The sequence below is a fragment of the Gordonia sp. ALPHA1B1 genome (genome assembly GCF_005502615.1).
In the GTDB taxonomy this organism is placed as follows: Bacteria; Actinomycetota; Actinomycetes; order Mycobacteriales; family Mycobacteriaceae; genus Gordonia; species Gordonia hongkongensis.
Window position 1 is genome coordinate 1 of record NZ_SCOC01000055.1, and the last position, 19,574, is coordinate 19,574.

Sequence of the window (19,574 nt, forward strand, 5' to 3'; positions counted from 1 at the left end):
ACATGCCATCCGGGTGGCCCGGTCCTTGAGTTCCTCACTGTACTTGCGTGGTGCTGCCATGCTCTCCATCCTTCACAGGTTCGAGAGCCTCCGACAGACCCGGGGCGGTTCAAGGCCCTCGGGCAACTAGCCCTGGCCTACCCCGACCGCATCGAACCCCACCTCAACTAGACCCAACCAGCAACCACACGAAACCCAGGAGTCACGTTCTTACACAGACATCTTGACAAGCTCGTTTGTCGAGCGCGGCCGGTATCGTCGGCCAATCTGGGGCCCCGGCCCTGATCAAGTTCGTGCCGGCCCCCATGATCATGTTGTTCGACGCCGCGGCGAATGTTGTGTCAGCAGTCTTACTTTGGCCGCTCCGCCGGTGGGATACGACGACTGAATCATCGCATGTCCACCACGGCGACGCCGTCGCCGTGGCCGAAAAAGTCGATGCTCCAGCATCCTTTCTCACTCTCACCAGGACCGCGCTACGCTTCCGGCCCCTATGGATCCTGTGGGGATTCGCGATCGCCAACAGCGTTGTCGCACCGGCAGTCCTCATCTACATCACCCGGGTCCTCGGCGTACCGGTCGAAGTCGTCGGCATCATCTTCGCGATCGGTGCGATGGGCGGAATCCTCGGTGGCCTGGTGGTCGGCAAGGCGTTGACTGTTTTGTCTGCCCGCGCCGTTGTCCTCGGCTCGGCTGGTGTCGGCTTCATCGGCGCCTTATCGCTGTTCGCGGCGTCGCAGTGGACGTCGGTCATGTATCCGCTTCTTGTCCTCTACGAGTTTGCGTCAGCGTTCTCCGGGACGTTGGTTTTGGCCGCGGTCACCGGCTGGCTGCAGGTGAGTAGCACGTCCACCACGGTCGCCCGCACCCTCACAGTTGCGTCGACTGGCCTCGAACTCTCCGCCCTTCTAGGGGTCGGAATCGGCTCCCTCATCGCGGATGCCACCACAACCCGGACCGCTGTAGGTGTCTCGTGTGGAATGTATGCAGCCCTGTTCATTGTCACCGCCGTAGTGATGGCGACAAGCTGCGGGCCCGATCAGCGCAGCAGCAATTCGGACCAGCCGATGTGACGGCGATCAGCGGCGCATGGCGAAACTGGTTATGCAAAGTCGACTTTCAAGGTATTGAAGCGCGAATGGTGTTCATCCGGGATGTCACCGGTCGGGGCGTGATGCGGCGGACCCACGTAACGTACGTCGAACCATCCGGGGTGCAGTGTCGGTGTGAGGTGGCGACGCTGGGTGAGGTGACCGGCTCTGTCTAGAAGGCGCAGGTGTCCGCTGGGACTGGTGCGGTAGTCGAGCCAGAGGTATCGGTCCCACATCAGGCAGCCGTGTAGCAGGGTGCGGCCGGGTGTGTGGTCGCCACGCAAAAGGGTGGTGAATCCACCGCCCAGTTCGGCGACCCATTCAATCTGGTCGCCGGACCCATCGCTGCGACGAACAGTGGCTGGGACGTATGAGCACACCGAGACGGGTACCGGTTGGTGCTCGATGATGCCGGCGGCTGCGTCGACCCAGTATGTGGTGGGTGCGAAGACGTCGCCAGGCTCGGGGCTGTCGGGGAACGGCTCGAGGTCTTCGAGAAGCCACAGTTGGGTCATGACGACTCGTCGAGGACCAGGACGATGAACATGTCGTTGGTGATGTCCGACGTGGAGGCACCGGCTGGTGCCCGCCGGAAGGCGATGATTCCGGCCGGGCCGATCCGTCGGTCGAAGACCGCTTCCTTGACCTGGCGCGTGACCCCGGTGACGAGTCCGCCTGATCCGGGCGGCCGGTTGGCGATCTGTGCGGTGGGGTCGTCGAGGTCGACGGTGATCCGTTCCCCGCGGTCGGGAACTGTGGGTCCGAAGAACTCCGGGGGTGCGGTGATGTTGACTGTGCGCCGGGCGATTGCCTGTTCTGCTCGGTAGTCGGCGATCTGTTGCGGGGTGGGTTCGACCAGGACGAGGTCGGTCAGAGTCACCACGGCCCCGCCGGGGTCGAATGCGCCCGCCGGGGTGAGCAGGGTTTCGGGAAACCTCTCGACCCGCTCGACCGGTTGGAGCGTTTCACCGGCCGTGGGATCGGCGGCTGAGCCGAGGTAGATCTGGCTGACACTCGTGACGGTCCCGGTGGCCTCGACACCGGGCGACTCGCCGGAGTGCCAGGACAGCCACAGCCCGACCGGTTGGTCGAGCGGGCCGGCGTCGGTCGAAGTCCACTGCGCGACACCGCCATCGAACGCTATGAGGTCGCGGCCGCGGTCCCACCTGGTCACATTCACCGGTGATCGGTCGGCCAGGGTGGGGTAGGCGGAAAGGGTTCCGTTGATTGTCTCTCCGACCGCGGGAGGTGTACGACAGCATCCGTACTCGAACGCGTCGATCCGAACAGTCAGCGACGGCGGGGGTGTGATCACCATAGTCACCGGGAGTTAGGCGATCCGCAGCGCGACGGCGGCGGGTCCCAGTGCACCTGAGCATGAACTCTACGTCCCCACACCCGGCGTCGTCCATCGCGGTATCGGCGGCGAGCAAGGTCTACCCGCCTGACGCGTACCGTCGCGGATGCCGCAGACAATGGAACGTGCGTACCGTTCGCAGCCGAGCGGCCCGCCTGCAGCGAGGTCGTACCACTCCCGTTTCTGATCGAGCAGCCACGCCGCCAGGGAGCTATCTACATGTGCAGCGACTGCCACCTGAGCTAGGCTCCACAGCTCCCGGCCGCGATACAGGATGGTCGGTAGCAGCGCATCCCTTGTCATCTGTAGCGCTGCCACTAGGTCGGTCGGCGATGTCCGGCGTGCCATGATCGCGGTACGCGGTCACGCCAAGGTGGGATGCCGCGATCACGATCGCGGCTATCGTCATGGGGGCGCCGCCGACCATCAGCAGTCCCCAGAAGCCGGTCCAATGCGCAAGCCCGTAGACGGTCAAACCCGCCAATGCCGCTATTGCGATCCACGACACCCACCAGCGCATCACCAGCGCGGCGACAAGTGGTGCGGCACTGAGCAAGACACCGAGAGTCACAGGGGGCCACACGCCGTAGGCCGACCACACCGGGTCATCGCAGGTCGCGCCTGGGCGAACGCCAGGCTCGTCCAATTCGCCGATCTTGCCGCACGACATCGACGACCACCCAGCAGGCTCGAAAGCGTTCCACAGCGCGAACGCCAGGGCAAGCACCCCCAAGGCCACCCATGCCGCCCGCACCAACTTCATGGGCCGCACGCTACCTGCTCAGAACGCACTACGGATGGTACAAAGGCCGTTACATCAGCGTTTGCGGAACGGTGTCACCGAGGACGCGGCGGTGTCGGTTTCGCGATGAGCGGGGCCACTAGACTCGAGGCGTGACCGGAGCCGACGACTCGACACGTGACCGCGACCGCGACGGTCTCCCGGATCCCGGTCCGACCGACGAGCATGCGACATCCGCCGCGGACGGCCCGGACGAGCCCTCCGCAGCGAACGATAGGGCCGGTGGGTCGACCCGTCGTCGGGGCGACCGGCTTCCCGTCCGACGCGACGATCCCGACCGTCCCGGACCCGGGCGCCGGATGGCCGACCTGCTGGCCCGCACCGACTCCAGCGCCGGGGTCGTCAAGGCGGCTCGCGCCGCACGAGATCTGATCCCGCACGACGAGAGCCCGATCGCCGGGCCGCGTGCATCCGACCGCGTGGCACGCCTCATCAGCGAGTCCCGGCCCGAGAAACCCAGTGCCATACGAGAGCTCGGCCTCGCATCGATCCAGGTGTGGCAGGCGTTGGTGACCACACGACGTCGTCGATCCGGTCGCACCCCAGTCCCCGCCACCATCTTGTTCACCGATCTCGTCGGATTCTCGACGTGGGCCCTGCATGCCGGAGACGACCAGGTCCTCCAACTCCTGCGCGACGTCAACGGCGTCACCGAGAACATCGTGCGCAGCCGCGGCGGACGTATCGTCAAACATCTCGGCGACGGGACGATGGCCGTGTTCATCGACGGTGTCGAGGCGATCGAGGCCGGTCACGAGGTGATCGTCGCCGTGAGTGCCCTGACGGTCGGGGACTACCGGCCACAGCTGCGAGCCGGTCTCCACACCGGCGAACCGCGGGCGGTCGGTGACGACTTCCTCGGTGTCGATGTGAACGTCGCCGCTCGGGTCGCGGCAGCCGCGGGAGCCGGTGAGCTGTTGGCCAGCGGAGCGACCGTCGAGGCCGCCGGCGCCGATCGGTACGCCACTCGTCGTCGGCGATTCCGCGCCAAGGGGGTACCGCGCGACATCGAGGTGTTCGCCGTCGTGCCCCGCTACTCCGACTGACCGATCCTCGACCTGTTTGCTAGCAGCGTGTGTACGCCGAAGAGATCGAGAGGACTACGTGCGGCCGCGCCGAGCTTTACGGGCCGATAGACGCGTTGCCTGTGCCCGCCGACACGCACGATGGGCGCACGACGGGCCGTGACCACCGCACGACTGGGCAACCCCGGCTGCGGGTTCCAAACCTCGACGATGTTGTGGATCGCATGCACTACTCCGCGGCCCGAATGTCGTTGGCGCGACGGACATTTCGGGCCAGCGTCTGATCCAGTCCGAATGGGTGTGATGAGTCGGCGTGGGTCTCACTCGAGACCCACGCCGACTTCCAGTCAGCGCTGCGCGGCGGCGAGTGCCTCGTTGAACGTCGTGCTCGGACGCATGACGGCGGCTGTCTTGTCCCAGTCGGGGTAGTAGTAGCCGCCGATGTCGACCTGCTCGCCTTGTACCGCGTTCAACTCCTCGACGATCTTGTCCTCGTTGGCCGCGAGGGTTTCGGCCAACGACGAGAAGTGCTTCGCGAGCTCGTCGTCCTCGGTCTGCGCGGCGAGTTCCTGAGCCCAGTAGAGCGCCAGGTAGAACTGGCTGCCGCGGTTGTCGAGTTCGCCGGTCTTGCGCGACGGTCCCTTGTCGTTCTCGAGCAGCTTGCCGGTGGCGGTGTCGAGGGCCTTCGCGAGGAGAACGGCGCGCTTGTCGTCGAACTTCTTGCCCACGTCCTCCAGGCTCACCGCGAGCGCGAGGAACTCGCCGAGCGAATCCCAACGGAGGTGGTTCTCCTCGATGAGCTGCTTGACGTGCTTCGGCGCCGAACCGCCCGCGCCGGTCTCGTAGAGTCCGCCGCCGGCCATCAGCGGGACGATCGACAGCATCTTGGCGCTGGTGCCCAGTTCCAGGATCGGGAACAGGTCGGTCAGGTAGTCACGCAGGATGTTGCCGGTCGCGGAGATGGTGTCGAGGCCGCGGACGACGCGCTCGAGGGTGTACCGCATGGCACGGACCTGCGACATGATCTGGATGTCGAGGCCCTCGGTGTCGTGATCCGGCAGGTACTTGTGGACCTTCTTGATCAGCTCGTTCTCGTGCGGGCGATACGGGTCGAGCCAGAAGAGCACCGGCATCCCGGAATCGCGGCACCGGTTCACGGCCAGCTTGATCCAGTCCTGGATCGGCGCGTCCTTGACGATGCACAGACGCCAGATGTCACCCTCTTCGACGGTCTGGGTGAGCAGCACCTCGCCGGTCTCCAGATCGGTGATGTTGGCGGTGCCGCCCGCGGGGACCTCGAAGGTCTTGTCGTGCGAGCCGTACTCCTCGGCCTTCTGCGCCATCAGGCCGACGTTGGGCACCGTGCCCATCGTCGTGGGATCGAACTGCCCGTTGGTCTTACAGAAGTTGATCATCTCCTGGTAGATGCGGGAGAAGGTCGACTCCGGGTTGACGGCCTTGGTGTCCTTGAGCCGGCCGTCGGCGCCGTACATCTTGCCGCCGGCGCGGATCATCGCCGGCATCGAGGCGTCGACGATGACGTCGCTGGGGGAGTGAAAGTTGGTGATGCCGCGGGCCGAGTCGACCATCGCCAGCTCGGGGCGATGCTCGTGGCACTTGTGCAGGTCGTCGATGATCTCCTCCCGCTGCGCGCTGGGCAGCGACTCGATCTTGCTGTAGAGATCCGACAGTCCGTTGTTGACGTTGACGCCGAGCTCGTCGAAGAGTTCGCCGTGCTTCTCGAAGGCTTCGCGGTAGAAAACCTTGACCGCGTGCCCGAAGACGATGGGGTGCGAGACGCGCATCATGGTGGCCTTGACGTGCAGCGAGAACATCACGCCGGTCTTGTAGGCGTCGTCGATCTGTTCCTCGTAGAACTTGATCAGGGCCTTCTTGCTCATGAACATGCTGTCGATGACGTCACCGTCGGTCAGCGACACCTCGGGCTTGAGCACGAGGGTCTCGCCGGAGTCGGTGATCAGCTCCATCTTGACCTTGCGGTCGCCGGAGACGGTCATCGACTTCTCGCCGTGGTAGAAGTCGCCTTCGCGCATGTGGGCGACGTGGGTGCGCGATGCCATCGACCACTCACCCATGCTGTGCGGGTGCTTCTTGGCGTACTCCTTGACCGCCTTCGGTGCTCGACGGTCCGAGTTGCCTTCGCGCAGAACGGGGTTCACGGCGCTACCGAGGCACTTGGTGTACCGGTCGCGAATCGCGCGCTCCTCGTCGGTCTTCGGGTTGCCCGGGAAGTCGGGCAGGTCGTAACCCTTGCCCTGGAGCTCCTTGATGGCGGCGAGCAGCTGGGGGACCGACGCGGAGATGTTGGGGAGCTTGATGATGTTGGTGTCGGACTTCTGGGTCAGCTTGCCGAGCTCGCCCAGGTTGTCGGTGACCTTCTGGTCATCGGGCAGGAGGTCGGAGAACTCGGCGAGGATGCGAGCCGCGACGGAGATGTCGCTGGTCTCGACGGCGATCCCGGCCGCCCCGGCGAACGTGCGCACGACCGGCAGAAACGCGTGAGTGGCGAGCATGGGTGCCTCGTCGGTCAGCGTATAGATGATGGTCGGCTGTTCGGCACTCATGCGATGTGTTCTCGATTCTGTCTTGGTCGACGCGTTTGTGTGTGCGGCCTTGTGGGTCCGGTTTTACCGATATCACGACGGGGATGGGCTCGCGTGACATCCACCCATGATTTTGCCTGTCCGGGCCGGGCGGCGGGAGACGTGGTCGGTGGATTCGCGTCGAACGCCAGGTGGTAACGGCTGTGACCTGGCCTGCGTCCCGAAATTTGTGTGGTCGACGCCACAACCGGTTCGTCCAGGGTGCCGACATGAGTCGACCCCACTCGGTTGGCGGGTGATCGCCGTCGAGCGGGGTCGGTCGGGACGGTGGGGCTTGGCGCGGGTGGTGTCAGGCGACGCGAACCGGCACGGTCTGCCGGAGTCTGATCAGGCCGTCCCGGATGCGGGACTTGACGGTCGGCAGGGCGACGTCGAGATGCTCGGCGACCTCGCGGTAGGTGAGCCCATGGAAGTAGGCGAGCTCGATCGCCTGGCGCTGCAGCGGGGTGAGGGTTTCCAGGCCGGTGTGGATCAGGCGGGCGATCTCGCGTCGCTCCACCGATTCGCTGACTTCGTCGACCTCGCGACCGGTGTCGGCGATGCCGTAGGCGACGGTCCGGCGGGTCGCCGCCGACTCGGAGCGCACGCGATCGACCGCGCGACGATGCGCGAGAGTGAGAATCCACGACAGTGCGGAGCCGGACGCGGGATCGTAGGCGTCGGCATTGCGCCAGACCGCCAGGAACGTCTCCTGGGTGGCCTCCTCGCTGTAGCCCGGATCGCGGAGGACCCGAAGCGTCATGCCGTAGACCCGGTCACACGTCGCGTCGTAGAACTGCGCGAACGCGTCCATGTCGCCGGTGGCCACCCGGGCGAGGAGAGTGCTCAGTTCGGTGTCTTTCATCACGAAGCTCCTTGCCGCAGATGGATTGTCCCGCTCTCGGGGCTCACGTCGGGCGGCACTGCGCCGGGTGGCCGAGTTGCGATGTGTCCAACGCTAGGCCCCGCGCTGCGCAAAGTGATCATCGCGACACACAACGGGACGCTTTCGCAATACTTGGTAACGGGGAGATAACGGCGGCGCTCGTACCCCCCGAACCGCCGATGAGCTGGGATGTCGGTGTCGCGGAGTAGCCTCCTCGCGACGAGAGGGGCGTGCATGCCTGACGACACCATAACGATCGCCGACGGTCGAGCGCGTTGCCTGTGGGCGGCGCGTGAGCCGGAGACGACCTACCACGACACGGAGTGGGGATTCCCGATCGCCAGTGACACGGCGCTGTTCGAGCGTGTCTGCCTCGAGGGTTTCCAGTCCGGGCTGAGCTGGCGGACGATTCTGATCAAGCGGGAGAACTTCCGGGCCGCGTTCGCGGGGTTCGACATCGAGCGAGTGGCACGCTTTACCGACGCCGACGTCGCCAGGCTGCTCGCCGACGCCGGCATCATCCGACACCGCGGCAAGATCGAGGCATCGATCAACAATGCGCGCAGGGCCGTCGAACTGATCGACGAGCAGGGGTCGCTGGAGTCCTATTTCTGGCGATATGCCCCCGCCGGGGACCACGTGCCGGGTTCGATGACGACCTCGCCCGAGTCGCTCGCTCTGTCGAAGGACCTGAAGAAGCGCGGCTGGCGGTTCGTGGGTCCGACGACGATGTTCGCCCTCATGCAGGCGACGGGAATGGTCAACGACCACGCCTACGGCTGCGTGATCCGCGAGGACGTGGAAGCGGCGCTGCGCAAGGCGAGCCCGCACAAATTGTAGACAATCCGACAATGTGCCATCATCCCTGCATGACGGCCCAAATCGGCATCGGGATGGTGTGCCCGTTCGACATGGCTCTCGATCGTGAGCTGTGGCGGTGGATGCCGGATTCGGTGTCGCTGTACTTCACCCGCACCGGTTTCATCGACGCGCCCGTGGACGTGGAACTGTGCCGCGACCTGAACAACCACGCCGAGATCGCCGCCGCCGTGCGGGCCGTCTCGTCGGTCGGGCCGCGCGCCTTCGGTTACGCCTGCGCATCCGGCAGCTTCGTTTACGGGATGGCCGGTGCGCTCGAGATCTCGAACTGCATGCTCGCGGCCGGCGCCGACCGGGCGGTGACGACGTCCGAGGCCCTGATCCGCGCCCTCGATGCGCTGAACGTCGGTACGCTCTCGGTCGCCACGCCGTACACCGCGTCCCTCACCGGCCTGCTGTGCGATTTCCTCGCCGAGTCCGGCCGGAGCGTCGTCGCCCAGGCGGGACTCGGCCGGAACTCCGAGATCTGGACCATTCCGTACCACGTGACCGCGGACCTCATCCGCGCCGCGGACCACCCCGACGCCGACGCGATCTTCGTGTCCTGCACCAACCTGTGGACCTACGACATCCTCGCCGGGCTCGAAGCCGAACTCGGCAAGCCCGTCCTGTCGGCGAACCAGGTCACCGCCTGGGCGACCCTGTGCGACGCCGGGGTTCTCGGTGAGATCAACGGGCCCGCCGGCTCGTCGGACGGCCATGCGCAGACACTGTTTGCCCGTAGCATTGCCGCATGACCTCGAGCGCGGCGACATTCGGCGAAGCAGGCACCGCCAAGTACGTGAATCTGACGACCTACCGCAAGGACGGCACTGCGGTGACCTCGCCGCTGTGGGCGGCGCTCGACGGCGACCAGCTCGTCATGTGGACCGTCGCGGATTCGTGGAAGGTCAAGCGTCTGCGACGCGATCCGCGCGTCGTCGTGCAGGCCTGTGACGTCCGGGGCCACAAGACTTTCGGCGCACCGGTCAGCGGTACCGCCGAGGTGCTCGACGCCGCGGACAGCGGCCGCGTCAAGAAGGCGATCGCCGACAAGTACGGACTCCTCGGCAAGATCACCATGCTCGGCAGCAAGCTCCGCCGGGGCGACCACGGCAGCGTGGGGATCGTCATCACGCCTACGGCGTAAAGGTCAGAAGCGCGCGGATGTCAACGCGGCGTCAACAATGACGCGAACCGCGTATGGAATGCGTTAAGAGCTCTTTCGCGGCCCGTCGGGCTGCGTGATCCTTCGACGTGGCCACCGAGTGGTGGACGTCGATGTGATCGGAGAGTGACTGCGTGGCGGATCTCGTGTACGTGCTGCCGGCCCTCGCGGGGTTCGTCCTGTGTGTGCTGGCGGTGCGGGCCCTCGATGTGCGGACCAGATCGTGACCGCGGACGGGGTGACCAACGTCGTGCTGCTGGCCCTCGCCGCCGCGACCGTGGTGTTCCTGCTCGTCGCGCTGGTGTTCCCGGAGAGGTTCTGACGGCGTGAACACAACTGTTGCGGGACTGCTGCAGGTGGCCGCGCTGGTCGTCATCCTCGCCCTCGCCTACGTCCCCCTGGGCGATAACATGGCACGCGTCTACACCGGTGAGAAGGACCTTCTCGTCGAGCGCGTCCTCTACCGCATGGCGCGGGTGGACCCCCGCCGCCAGCAGACCTGGGTGGGTTACGCCCTTGCGGTGCTGGCCTTTTCGCTGATCTCGTTCCTCGTCGTCTACCTCCTGCAGCGTCTCCAGGGGGTCCTGCCGTGGTCGGACGGCAAGGCCGGCGTGTCCCCGGCGATGGCGTTCAACACCGCGATCTCGTTCGTCAGCAACACCAACTGGCAGTCCTTCTCGCCGGAGGTGGTGATGAGCAACCTGACACAGATGCTCGGGTTCGCCGTCCAGAACTTCGTCTCCGCCGCGGTGGGCATGGCGGTCGCGATCGCGGTGATCCGCGGGATCGTGAACCGTCGCGGGACCGGCGAGATCGGCAATTTCTGGGTGGACCTCGTGCGCGGTTCGATCCGAATCCTGTTGCCGCTCAGCCTCGTCCTCGCGACACTGCTGATCACCCAGGGGCTGGTGCAGTCCTGGCACACCGGGTTCGGCTGGACGACCCTCGACGGTGCCGACGCGCGGAGCATGCTCGGCCCGTTCGCCTCGCAGGAGGCCATCAAGGAACTCGGCACCAACGGCGGCGGGACACTGTCGGCGAACTCGGCACACCCGTTCTCCAACCCGACGCCGGTGTCGAACCTGCTGGAGATCGCCGCACTCCTGTTGATCCCGGTCTGCCTGACGCGCACCTACGGAAGGATGGTCGGCGACCGCCGGCAGGGACTGACGCTGCTCGGCGTGATGGCCGCGATCTGGTCGCTGATGCTCACGCTCGTGTGGATCTTCGAGAGCCGCACCGCCGGAAGCGCTTCCGCGGCCGCCGGGGCGATGATGGAAGGCAAGGAGGTCCGGTTCGGCATCCCCGGATCGGCGCTGTTCGCGGTGTCGACGACCGGCACGTCGACCGGCGCGGTGAACTCCGCGCACGACAGTTTCTCGGCGGTCGGCGGCGGCGCCGTCCTGTGGAACATGCTGCTCGGTGAGGTCGCACCCGGCGGTGTGGGATCGGGTCTGTACGGCATCCTCGTGATGGCGATGATCACCGTCTTCATCGGTGGTCTGCTCGTCGGGCGCTCGCCCACCTTTCTCGGTAAACGCATCGGACAGCACGAGATCACGATGGCCGCGCTGTACGTGCTGGTGATGCCGGCGCTCGTGTTGATCGGCACCGGGATCTCCATGATCCTGGGATCGACGACGCAGGCGCAGGGCAACAGCGGAGAGCCGGGCACTCCGGGCTCGATCCACGGGTTCAGCGAAGTCCTGTACGCGTACGCGTCGGCGGCGAACAACAACGGCAGTGCGTTCGGCGGGCTCACGGTGACCGGTGACTGGTTCCAGGCCTCGCTCGGCATGGCCATGCTCGTGGGCCGTTTCCTGCCCATCGTGCTGGTGCTCGCGCTGGCCGGGCTGCTCGCCCGGCAGACGCCGCGCGGTGGTGACGCCCGGTCCGGGGACCCCGCGCGACCGTCGGCCGCCACCGGGGACCGAGTCGGCGGCGCGTCGACCGCGGTTCTCACCGTCCCTGCCGACACCGCCACCGATGACGTTGCGGCGGAGACGCGTTCGACCCTGCCCACCTCCGGACTCCTGTTCGGATTCCTTCTGACCGCGACCATTGTGCTCGTCGCCGGTCTCACCTTCTTCCCGGCCATGGCGCTGGGACCGATTGCCGAGGCACTGCTGTGACCACACAACTCGTCACCTCCGACGATCCTGACAAGACGAGCGTCGTGGATCCCATCGACGCCGAGCCGACGCTGGTGTCGCGCGGCGCCTTCGACGTGCGTTCGCTGGTGACGTCGATGCCGCTGGCACTGCGGAAGCTCAGCCCGCGCGATCAGGCCCGGAACCCGGTGATGTTCGTCGTGTTCCTCGGAGCCGTAGTCACCACCCTGCTCGCGATGCTGCGGCCATCCTGGTTCAGCTGGACCGTCGCCGCCTGGCTGTGGTTCACCGTCCTGTTCGCCAACCTCGCCGAAGCCGTCGCCGAGGGACGTGGCCGGGCGCAGGCCGACAGTCTGCGAAAGGTGAAGCGGGACACGGTCGCTCGTCGGCTCCGCGCCGACGACGACGTCACCGGGGTCGGGGCGACCGAGGAGGTCGCCGGCAGCGACCTGCGGATCGGCGACCTCGTCGTGGTCGAGGCGGGCGAGGTCATCGCCGGTGACGGCGACGTCGTCGACGGGATCGCCACCGTGGACGAGTCGGCGATCACCGGCGAGTCGGCGCCGGTCGTCCGCGAATCCGGTGGCGATCGCTCGGCGGTCACCGGCGGAACCGTGGTGCTCTCCGACCGCATCGTCGTCCGGATCACCACGGCGCCGGGGGAGACCTTCGTCGACCGGATGATCGCGCTCGTCGAGGGCGCCGCGCGGACGAAGACCCCCAACGAGATCGCGCTTGACATCCTGCTGACGAGCCTGACGGTGATCTTCCTCCTCGCGGTCGTCGCTGTCTCGCCGATGCAGGAGTACGCCGGGCAGTCCCCCGACCCGGTGAAACTGATCGCGCTGCTGGTGTGCCTCATACCGACGACCATCGGCGCCCTGCTCAGCTCGATCGGCATCGCCGGCATGGATCGGCTGGTGCAGCGCAACGTCCTGGCCATGTCGGGGCGCGCGGTCGAGGCGGCCGGCGACATCGACACACTCCTGATGGACAAAACCGGGACCATCACCTACGGCAACCGGCGCGCCACCGATCTGTACGCGGCCCCCGGGGTGTCCGTCGACGAACTGGCACGAATCGCCCACCGCTGCAGTCTCGCCGACGACACCCCCGAGGGACGCAGCATCGTCGAACTCTGCCGGACCGCATACGGGGTGGCCGCCGACGCGGAGACGGGCGCAGACCGTCCGGTCAGCGACACGATCATCCCGTTCACCGCGCAGACCCGGATGAGTGGTGTGGACTCCCGGGCCGATGGTGTGACAAATGGCGGGGCCACGGTCGAATACCGCAAGGGCGCCGCCGATGCGGTCACCCGGTGGGTCACGGCCGGGAATGGCGTTGTCGACGACACGGTCGCCGCCGACGTGGAACGGATCTCGTCGGCGGGTGGCACACCCCTGGTGGTCGGCGTCCGTGCCCACGGGCAACCGGCCCGGGTCATGGGCGTGATCGCGCTGTCCGATGTGGTGAAGCCCGGCATGACAGCGCGGTTCGCGCAGCTCCGCGCGATGGGCATCCGCACCGTGATGGTCACCGGCGACAACCCGCTCACCGCCCGGGCCATCGCGACCGAGGCCGGTGTCGACGACTTCGTCGCCGAGGCCACACCCGAGCAGAAGCTGGATCTCATCCGCTCGGAGCAGGCCGCCGGGCGTCTGGTCGCGATGACCGGCGACGGCACCAACGACGCACCCGCACTGGCGCAGGCCGACGTGGGCCTCGCGATGAACACCGGGACCTCGGCGGCCAAGGAAGCCGGCAACATGGTGGATCTCGACTCCGACCCGACGAAACTCATCGAGGTCGTCGGCATCGGCAAGCAGTTGCTGATCACCCGAGGTGCCCTGACGACGTTCTCGCTCGCCAACGACCTCGCGAAGTACTTCGCGATCCTGCCCGCGATGTTCACCACCGTCTATCCACAACTCGACGCCCTGAACATCATGGGCCTGCATTCGGCGCAGTCGGCGATCGTGTCCGCGGTGATCTTCAACGCTCTGATCATCGTGGCGCTCATCCCGCTGTCGTTGCGCGGCGTGCGCTACCGGCCGGACTCGGCGTCGAAGTTGTTGGGCCGCAACCTACTCGTCTACGGAATCGGTGGGGTGGTCACGCCGTTCGTCGGTATCTGGCTGATCGATCTCCTCGTTCGTCTTCTTCCGGGAATGGGATGACGTCATGAACACAGTCTGGTCCGGCTTCGTCCGGCAATGCGTCGCCGCCGCGGGTATGATCCTCGGTCTCACGATCATCCTCGGTCTCGTCTATCCCGCTGCCGTGTGGGCGATCTCGCGGGTGAACACCACCGGCGCGGAAGGTTCGCAGGTGTTCGACGCCGCGGGATGTGCGGCCGGGTCGACGCTGATCGGCGTCGATCCGCAGGTCGAAGCGGGTGCGCCCGATCCATACCTGCACGCCCGGGTCGTGGGCGCACCGGGTGAGCCGATGGCGACCGGTGACCCGGCAGCGTCCGCGGCCACCAATCAGGGGCCCAACAGCGAGCTCCTGCTGACCAACGTCACCGCGCGTCGTGCGCTGATCGCCGCACGGGCGGGAGTGCCACCCGCGCAGGTGCCCACCGACGCGGTGACCGGGTCGGGGTCGGGACTCGACCCGCACATCAGTCCCGCCTATGCCTCGCTACAGGTCGCCCGGCTGGCGCGCGAGAACCGTCGGTCACCCGCGGAGATCGAGGCGGTCATCGACGCGCACACCGAGGGCAGACAGTTCGGATTCCTCGGTGAGCCCCGCGTGAACGTCCTCGAGGTGAACCTCGCGCTGGGGCACGCGCCGCCCGGCTGTCGCGCCCCGTGAGCGCGGTTAGACTCGGCCGATGACGTCAGCGGCGACCGGGCACCACGATGGTCGCGGCAAACTGCGGGTGTTCCTCGGTTGTGCGCCCGGCGTCGGCAAGACCTACGAGATGCTCGCGCAGGCCAGAACCCTTGTCGACGAGGGCACGGACGTCGTGATCGGGGTCGTCGAATCCCACGGTCGGGTCGCGACTGCCGCTCTCGCGGAAGGTGTGGAGGTCGTCCCGCGCACCAGACGGCCCTACCGCGGGACACCGCTGGAGGACATGGATCTCGAGGCGGTGCTGGCTCGCCGGCCGCAGGTGGTGCTGGTCGACGAGCTCGCACACACGAATGTCCCCGGGCTCCGAAACCGCAAGCGGTGGGAGGACATCGAGGAGTTGCTCGCCGCCGGGATCGACGTCTACTCGACGATCAACATCCAGCATCTGGAGAGTCTGAACGACGTCGTCGCCCAGATCACCGGAGTGGTGCAACGGGAGACCGTGCCCGACGACATCGTGCGCGGTGCCGACGAGATCGAACTCGTCGACATCGATCCGCAAGCGTTGCGCCAGCGCCTGTCCGCGGGCAAGGTCTATCCGAACGGGCGGGTCGACGGTGCCCTGGCCAACTACTTCCGGCAGGGCAACCTCACCGCGCTGCGCGAGCTCGCGCTGTTGTGGCTCGCCGACCAGGTCGACGACAAGCTTGCGGATTATCGTGCGGCGCACTCCATCACCGAGACCTGGGAAGCGCGTGAACGGGTCGTGGTGGCCGTCACCGGTGGTGCCGAATCGCCGACCCTGCTCCGACGCGCGAGCCGGATCGCATCGCGGTCGAGCGCCGAACTGTTGGCCGTCCATGTGGTCAGGGGCGACGGGCTGACCGGTGCGGGCGTGGACCTCGCCGCGCTCAAGGAACTCGCGACGGGATTCGGGGCGCGAATCCACACCGTCGTCGGCGACGACATCCCGGACACGCTGCTGGACTTCGCACGTGGCGTCAACGCCACCCAGCTCGTACTCGGCACCTCGCGCCGACCGCGATGGCAGCGGATCTTCGACGAAGGCGTCGGCGCCGCCGTGGTGAGCGAGAGCGGCCGCATCGACGTGCACATGGTGACCCACGACGAGACGACCCGGCGGTCCCGACTAGACATCCGGGACACCCGCTTCCACCGGCCGCTGAGCTGGGTCTTCGCGGTGCTGGTCCCGGCCGCCGTCACCGGGGTGCTCCAGCTGCTCGACCCGTGGCTCGGCTTCGCCAGCCAATCTGCGCTGTACTTCGTTGCGGTTCTGGCGGTGTCGATGCTCGGCGGCATCCTGCCGGCCGCGTTGTCGGCGGTCATCTCGGGGCTGCTCCTGAACTACTTCTTCACCGATCCGAGATTCACGTTCACGATCAGCCAGCCCGACAATCTGATCACCATCCTGGTGATGTTGTTGATCGCGGTCGCGGTTGCCGCGCTGGTGGATTCGGCGACAGTTCGACGTGCTCAGGCGCAGGACGCCGCCCGCGAGGCCGAACTGCTGGCGCTGTTCTCCAGCGTCGTGCTCGGCGGTGCCGACGTCCCGGTCCTGCTGGATCGGTTCCGGGAGACCTACGATCAGTCGGCCGTGTCGGTGGTACGGCGGACCTCGCGGGCCGGCCGGACGGTCGAGGCCGCGGTGGGCGACTCACCGCCGACGACCCCGGAGGACGCCGACACCGTCTGCGTCGTGCCGGGTGACGAGTTCGAACTGCTCCTGCGCGGGCCGAAGCTCGGGGCGCGGGATCGTCGCGTCCTGTCGGCCGTGGCCGGGCAGGCGGCGGGCGCCGTGCAGCGTCACGCCCTCGAAGCCGAGGCGGCGACGGCCGATGCGCTCGCGCGCACCGACGAGCTACGGCGGGCCCTACTGTCGGCGGTCGGACACGACCTGCGGACGCCGTTGGCCGCGGCGAAGGCGGCGGTGTCGAGCCTGCGCAGTGACGACGTCACCTTCAGCGACGAGGACACCGCGGAACTGCTGGCGACCGTCGACGAGTCGGTCGACCACCTCACCTCGCTGGTGGGGAACCTGCTGGACTCCTCGCGGCTCGCGGCAGGGGCGGTCCGGCCGCAGCGGCAGCGGACCTTCCTCCCCGAGGTCGTGCATCGCGCCGCGGTGACGGCGGGGCGACCCGACCGGCAACCGGGCCCGGTCTTCGATCTCGAACATGCTTGGGCGTATACCGATCCCGGACTACTGGAGCGTGCGCTGGCGAACCTCATCGACAACGCGCGCCGACACGGCGGCGGGCAGGTCGAGATCACCGCCCGGTTGACCCCCTCCGACCCGCCGCGATGCGTTATCCGGGTCGTTGACCACGGAACCGGTCTCCCGATGGTGGATCGAGACCAGATCTTCGTACCCTTCCATCAGAATGGCGACACCAGCGGCGCGTCGTCGGGGGTGGGCCTGGGGCTGTCGGTGGCGCGGGGATTCGTCACGGCAATCGGGGGCGTGCTGAGCGTCGAGGACACGCCGGGCGGTGGCGCCACCATGGTCGTCGACCTGCCCGCGACCGACGAGGATACGCACGCCGAGACCGAAGGGCCGACTCGATGAGCGCCGAGAAGACGCGGGTCCTGGTCGTCGACGACGAACCGCAGTTATTGCGAGCCTTACGGATCAACCTCAACGCGCGTGGCTTCGCGGTGACGACCGCGGCCACCGGGGCCGCCGCGCTGACAGCGGCCGCGCGGGAGAACCCGCACGTCGTGGTGCTCGATCTCGGCCTGCCCGACATCGACGGTCTGACGGTTCTCGAGGGACTGCGCGGATGGACGACGGTGCCCGTCATCGTCCTGTCGGCGCGCACCGACGCTGCCGACAAGGTCGTCGCGCTGGACTCGGGGGCCGACGACTACGTCACCAAACCTTTTGGCATGGAGGAGTTCCTGGCCCGGCTGCGAGCCGCGCTACGGCGCGGAGCCGTATCGAACGCGACGTCGGAAGCACCGGTCGTGGACGCGGGTGCCTTCGTCGTGGATCTGGCCGCCAAACAGGTGACGCGCGGGGAGGTTCCGGTCCACCTGACGCCGACCGAGTGGGGCATCCTGGAGATGCTGGTGCGTCACGAGGGAAAACTGGTGTCGCAGAGTGACATCCTGACCACGGTGTGGGGCCCGGGGTACCTGGGGCAGAGCAACTACCTGCGCGTCTACCTGGCGAGTCTTCGACGCAAACTCGAGGAGGACCCGGCGCACCCGCGGCACCTCCTGACCGAGGCCGGAATGGGCTACCGGTTCGTCCGTGGCGCACCGTGATCACGGCGTCGGAGATCCCGGTTGGTCTGTCGGAGCAGGCCGCGCTCGGTCCGCTGTGGGTGGACTGGCTGTCGTGTCTACCGGGCGCGGTCTCGGCGCTCCTGGACGAGTGGGGATTGCGTCGTGACGGTGACGAGCTGTGGCACGGGTTCGAGTCACTCGTCGTTCCCGTGCTCGATCGGCAGGGTGCGCGGGCGGTCCTCAAGGTGGCGTTCGACGGTGACGACGAAGGTGCGCAAGAGGCACTGGGACTGCAACATTGGCACGGTCGCGGGGCGGTACGCATGTTGCGCGCCGATCCGCGTCGACGCGCGATCCTCCTCGAACGACTGACGCGACGCGATCTGACGACCGTCGACGATGACGAAGCATGCCGGGTGGTCGCCGGTCTCTACGGCCGGTTGCACATCCCTGCGCCGGGGCGGCTGGCGCTCCTCACCACACATCTCGAGCGCTGGCTGGACAACCTGGCCGGCATCCCGCGGGACGCGCCGGTTCCGCGCCGGTTCGTCGAGCAGGCGCTGTCGGTCGGCCGGGACTTCCTGGCCGACACGGCCACGGTGGGTGTCATCGTGCACGGCGACCTGCACCACGAGAACGTCCTCGCCGATGGCGACGGCCGATGGGTCGCCATCGACCCCAGCCCGATGTCGGGGGATGCGCACTACGAACTCGCCCCCATGCTGTGGAATCGCCTCGGCCCGCGCGTATCCGACGTCCGGTACGACATCCGCCGCCGCTTCTACACCATCACCGATGCGGCGGACCTCGATCCGGACCGGGCCCGCGACTGGGTCATCGTCCGGATGATCCTCAACGCGCACTGGGCGATCGAGGACGCCGACCGCGCGTCGCGCCCGCTCCGACCGGCCGACCGAGAGTGGATCACCACCTGCATCACCGTCGCGAAAGCGGTGATCGACTGAATTGTCGACCGTGTTGCCGAATCTCGTTTACAGCGCGTCGAGGTCGAGCAGCCCTCCCCCCGCTGGTTGAGCCGGTACCCCCCGCTGGTTGAGCCGGCAACGAGCCGCTAGGCGAGTCGCCGTGTCGAAACCACCTGGCGACCCGACAAACTCAACTGCCGACAATCAGGCCGGCGTCATTCCGGACTGTCTCTGGATTTCGGCTTGCCGGCGTGACACGCCAGCACGCCTGGCTACGCCTCCGCGACGACATCGACTCGACGTACACATGTGCGGCGCTTTCGGGTTGGTCGAATAAGGGCCGAGATCCATATGGGTTTGTCTGGTTACCAGGTGGTTTCGACTCGGCGCCTCGCTTCGCTCGGGGCCGGCTCAACCAGCGGGTGGGGACACCAGCGGGTAGGGACACCCCTCAACCAGCGGGTGGGGACATCCCTCAACCAGCGAGTGGGGACATCCCTCAACCAGCGAGTGGGGACGCCCCTCGACCAGCGGGTGGGGGACACACTCTGACGAGGGTGAGTGGTTTCGACACGGCGCCTCGCTCCGCTCGGGGCCGGCTCAATTAGCGGGGGGAGGGCTGCTCGACCTCGACGCGCTGTAAACGAGATTCGGCAACACGGTCGACAATTCAGTCGATCACCGCTTTCGCGACGG

The 19,574-nt window shown here is 67.2% G+C and carries 17 protein-coding genes; 12 read left to right on the forward strand and 5 right to left on the reverse strand.

What is annotated here, in order from left to right; translation table 11 throughout:
• Positions 1-305: 305 nt before the first annotated feature.
• Positions 306-1,073 (forward strand): MFS transporter, encoded by a 768-nt coding sequence (locus FFS52_RS22130; protein ID WP_137810949.1) that lies wholly within the window; start codon positions 306-308, stop codon positions 1,071-1,073.
• A gap of 29 nt (positions 1,074-1,102) precedes the next feature.
• Here the strand turns inward: FFS52_RS22130 and FFS52_RS22135 are convergent, their stop codons facing one another.
• The 3 genes from FFS52_RS22135 to FFS52_RS22145 all read right to left on the reverse strand — a co-directional run bounded on the left by FFS52_RS22135 (position 1,103) and on the right by FFS52_RS22145 (position 3,211).
• Positions 1,103-1,606, reverse strand: coding sequence for a hypothetical protein (locus FFS52_RS22135; RefSeq protein WP_137810950.1), 504 nt, complete (start codon positions 1,604-1,606; stop codon positions 1,103-1,105).
• A complete protein-coding gene (locus FFS52_RS22140; protein ID WP_137810951.1) occupies positions 1,603-2,271 on the reverse strand; it encodes a hypothetical protein in 669 nt (222 codons plus the stop codon). Before FFS52_RS22140 ends, FFS52_RS22135 begins: the two co-directional genes overlap by 4 nt.
• A gap of 388 nt (positions 2,272-2,659) precedes the next feature.
• Positions 2,660-3,211 carry a hypothetical protein gene (locus FFS52_RS22145; protein WP_212743651.1) on the reverse strand — a complete coding sequence of 184 codons (552 nt, stop codon included), beginning with the start codon at positions 3,209-3,211 and terminating at the stop codon, positions 2,660-2,662.
• Between the two features lie 131 nt (positions 3,212-3,342).
• Between FFS52_RS22145 and FFS52_RS22150 the strand changes: the two genes are divergently transcribed.
• The gene (locus FFS52_RS22150) at positions 3,343-4,296 is read left to right on the forward strand and encodes an adenylate/guanylate cyclase domain-containing protein (RefSeq protein ID WP_137810952.1); all 954 of its coding nucleotides are present in this window, start codon (positions 3,343-3,345) and stop codon (positions 4,294-4,296) included.
• A gap of 326 nt (positions 4,297-4,622) precedes the next feature.
• Here the strand turns inward: FFS52_RS22150 and FFS52_RS22155 are convergent, their stop codons facing one another.
• The gene (locus FFS52_RS22155) at positions 4,623-6,860 is read right to left on the reverse strand and encodes an NADP-dependent isocitrate dehydrogenase (protein ID WP_137810953.1); all 2,238 of its coding nucleotides are present in this window, start codon (positions 6,858-6,860) and stop codon (positions 4,623-4,625) included.
• Between the two features lie 328 nt (positions 6,861-7,188).
• Positions 7,189-7,743, reverse strand: coding sequence for an ECF RNA polymerase sigma factor SigK (gene sigK, locus FFS52_RS22160; RefSeq protein ID WP_058249824.1), 555 nt, complete (start codon positions 7,741-7,743; stop codon positions 7,189-7,191).
• 255 nt (positions 7,744-7,998) lie between these two features.
• Between sigK and FFS52_RS22165 the strand changes: the two genes are divergently transcribed.
• The 10 genes from FFS52_RS22165 (at position 7,999) to FFS52_RS22210 (ending at position 18,917) form a co-directional block, all read left to right on the forward strand.
• Positions 7,999-8,604, forward strand: a complete 606-nt coding sequence (locus FFS52_RS22165; protein WP_137810954.1) for a DNA-3-methyladenine glycosylase I — start codon at positions 7,999-8,001, stop codon at positions 8,602-8,604.
• A gap of 29 nt (positions 8,605-8,633) precedes the next feature.
• Entirely contained in the window at positions 8,634-9,380 is a 747-nt protein-coding gene (locus tag FFS52_RS22170; protein WP_068971208.1) for an Asp/Glu/hydantoin racemase, read from the forward strand.
• A complete protein-coding gene (locus FFS52_RS22175) occupies positions 9,377-9,772 on the forward strand; it encodes a PPOX class F420-dependent oxidoreductase (RefSeq protein WP_068971209.1) in 396 nt (131 codons plus the stop codon). The genes FFS52_RS22170 and FFS52_RS22175 overlap by 4 nt, the downstream gene beginning before the upstream one ends.
• A 241-nt stretch (positions 9,773-10,013) precedes the next feature.
• Entirely contained in the window at positions 10,014-10,112 is a 99-nt protein-coding gene (locus FFS52_RS22180) for a potassium-transporting ATPase subunit F (protein WP_083229393.1), read from the forward strand.
• Positions 10,113-10,116: 4 nt separating this feature from the next.
• Positions 10,117-11,922 carry a potassium-transporting ATPase subunit KdpA gene (gene kdpA, locus FFS52_RS22185; RefSeq protein ID WP_137810955.1) on the forward strand — a complete coding sequence of 602 codons (1,806 nt, stop codon included), beginning with the start codon at positions 10,117-10,119 and terminating at the stop codon, positions 11,920-11,922.
• Positions 11,923-11,966: 44 nt separating this feature from the next.
• Positions 11,967-14,081, forward strand: coding sequence for a potassium-transporting ATPase subunit KdpB (gene kdpB / locus FFS52_RS22190; protein WP_249356589.1), 2,115 nt, complete (start codon positions 11,967-11,969; stop codon positions 14,079-14,081).
• Between the two features lie 4 nt (positions 14,082-14,085).
• A complete protein-coding gene (locus FFS52_RS22195; RefSeq protein ID WP_137810957.1) occupies positions 14,086-14,721 on the forward strand; it encodes a potassium-transporting ATPase subunit C in 636 nt (211 codons plus the stop codon).
• 19 nt (positions 14,722-14,740) lie between these two features.
• Entirely contained in the window at positions 14,741-17,290 is a 2,550-nt protein-coding gene (locus FFS52_RS22200; RefSeq protein WP_137810958.1) for a sensor histidine kinase KdpD, read from the forward strand.
• Positions 17,287-17,991: a response regulator gene (locus FFS52_RS22205; protein WP_137810959.1), complete on the forward strand. Its 705-nt coding sequence runs from the start codon at positions 17,287-17,289 to the stop codon at positions 17,989-17,991. Before FFS52_RS22200 ends, FFS52_RS22205 begins: the two co-directional genes overlap by 4 nt.
• Complete coding sequence (locus FFS52_RS22210; RefSeq protein ID WP_137810960.1) at positions 17,988-18,917, forward strand: aminoglycoside phosphotransferase family protein; 930 nt, start codon at positions 17,988-17,990, stop codon at positions 18,915-18,917. Before FFS52_RS22205 ends, FFS52_RS22210 begins: the two co-directional genes overlap by 4 nt.
• Positions 18,918-19,574 lie beyond the last annotated feature (657 nt).

Excerpts from the sequence above, each read along its gene's own strand:
- FFS52_RS22130 (WP_137810949.1), top strand. The coding sequence starts at position 306 with ATGATCATGTTGTTCGACGCCGCGGCGAATGTTGTGTCAGCAGTCTTA.
- FFS52_RS22135 (WP_137810950.1), bottom strand. The coding sequence starts at position 1,606 with ATGACCCAACTGTGGCTTCTCGAAGACCTCGAGCCGTTCCCCGACAGC.
- FFS52_RS22145 (WP_212743651.1), bottom strand. The coding sequence starts at position 3,211 with ATGAAGTTGGTGCGGGCGGCATGGGTGGCCTTGGGGGTGCTTGCCCTG.
- FFS52_RS22155 (WP_137810953.1), bottom strand. The coding sequence starts at position 6,860 with ATGAGTGCCGAACAGCCGACCATCATCTATACGCTGACCGACGAGGCA.
- sigK (WP_058249824.1), bottom strand. The coding sequence starts at position 7,743 with ATGAAAGACACCGAACTGAGCACTCTCCTCGCCCGGGTGGCCACCGGC.
- FFS52_RS22165 (WP_137810954.1), top strand. The coding sequence starts at position 7,999 with ATGCCTGACGACACCATAACGATCGCCGACGGTCGAGCGCGTTGCCTG.
- FFS52_RS22170 (WP_068971208.1), top strand. The coding sequence starts at position 8,634 with ATGACGGCCCAAATCGGCATCGGGATGGTGTGCCCGTTCGACATGGCT.
- FFS52_RS22175 (WP_068971209.1), top strand. The coding sequence starts at position 9,377 with ATGACCTCGAGCGCGGCGACATTCGGCGAAGCAGGCACCGCCAAGTAC.
- FFS52_RS22195 (WP_137810957.1), top strand. The coding sequence starts at position 14,086 with ATGAACACAGTCTGGTCCGGCTTCGTCCGGCAATGCGTCGCCGCCGCG.
- FFS52_RS22200 (WP_137810958.1), top strand. The coding sequence starts at position 14,741 with ATGACGTCAGCGGCGACCGGGCACCACGATGGTCGCGGCAAACTGCGG.
- FFS52_RS22205 (WP_137810959.1), top strand. The coding sequence starts at position 17,287 with ATGAGCGCCGAGAAGACGCGGGTCCTGGTCGTCGACGACGAACCGCAG.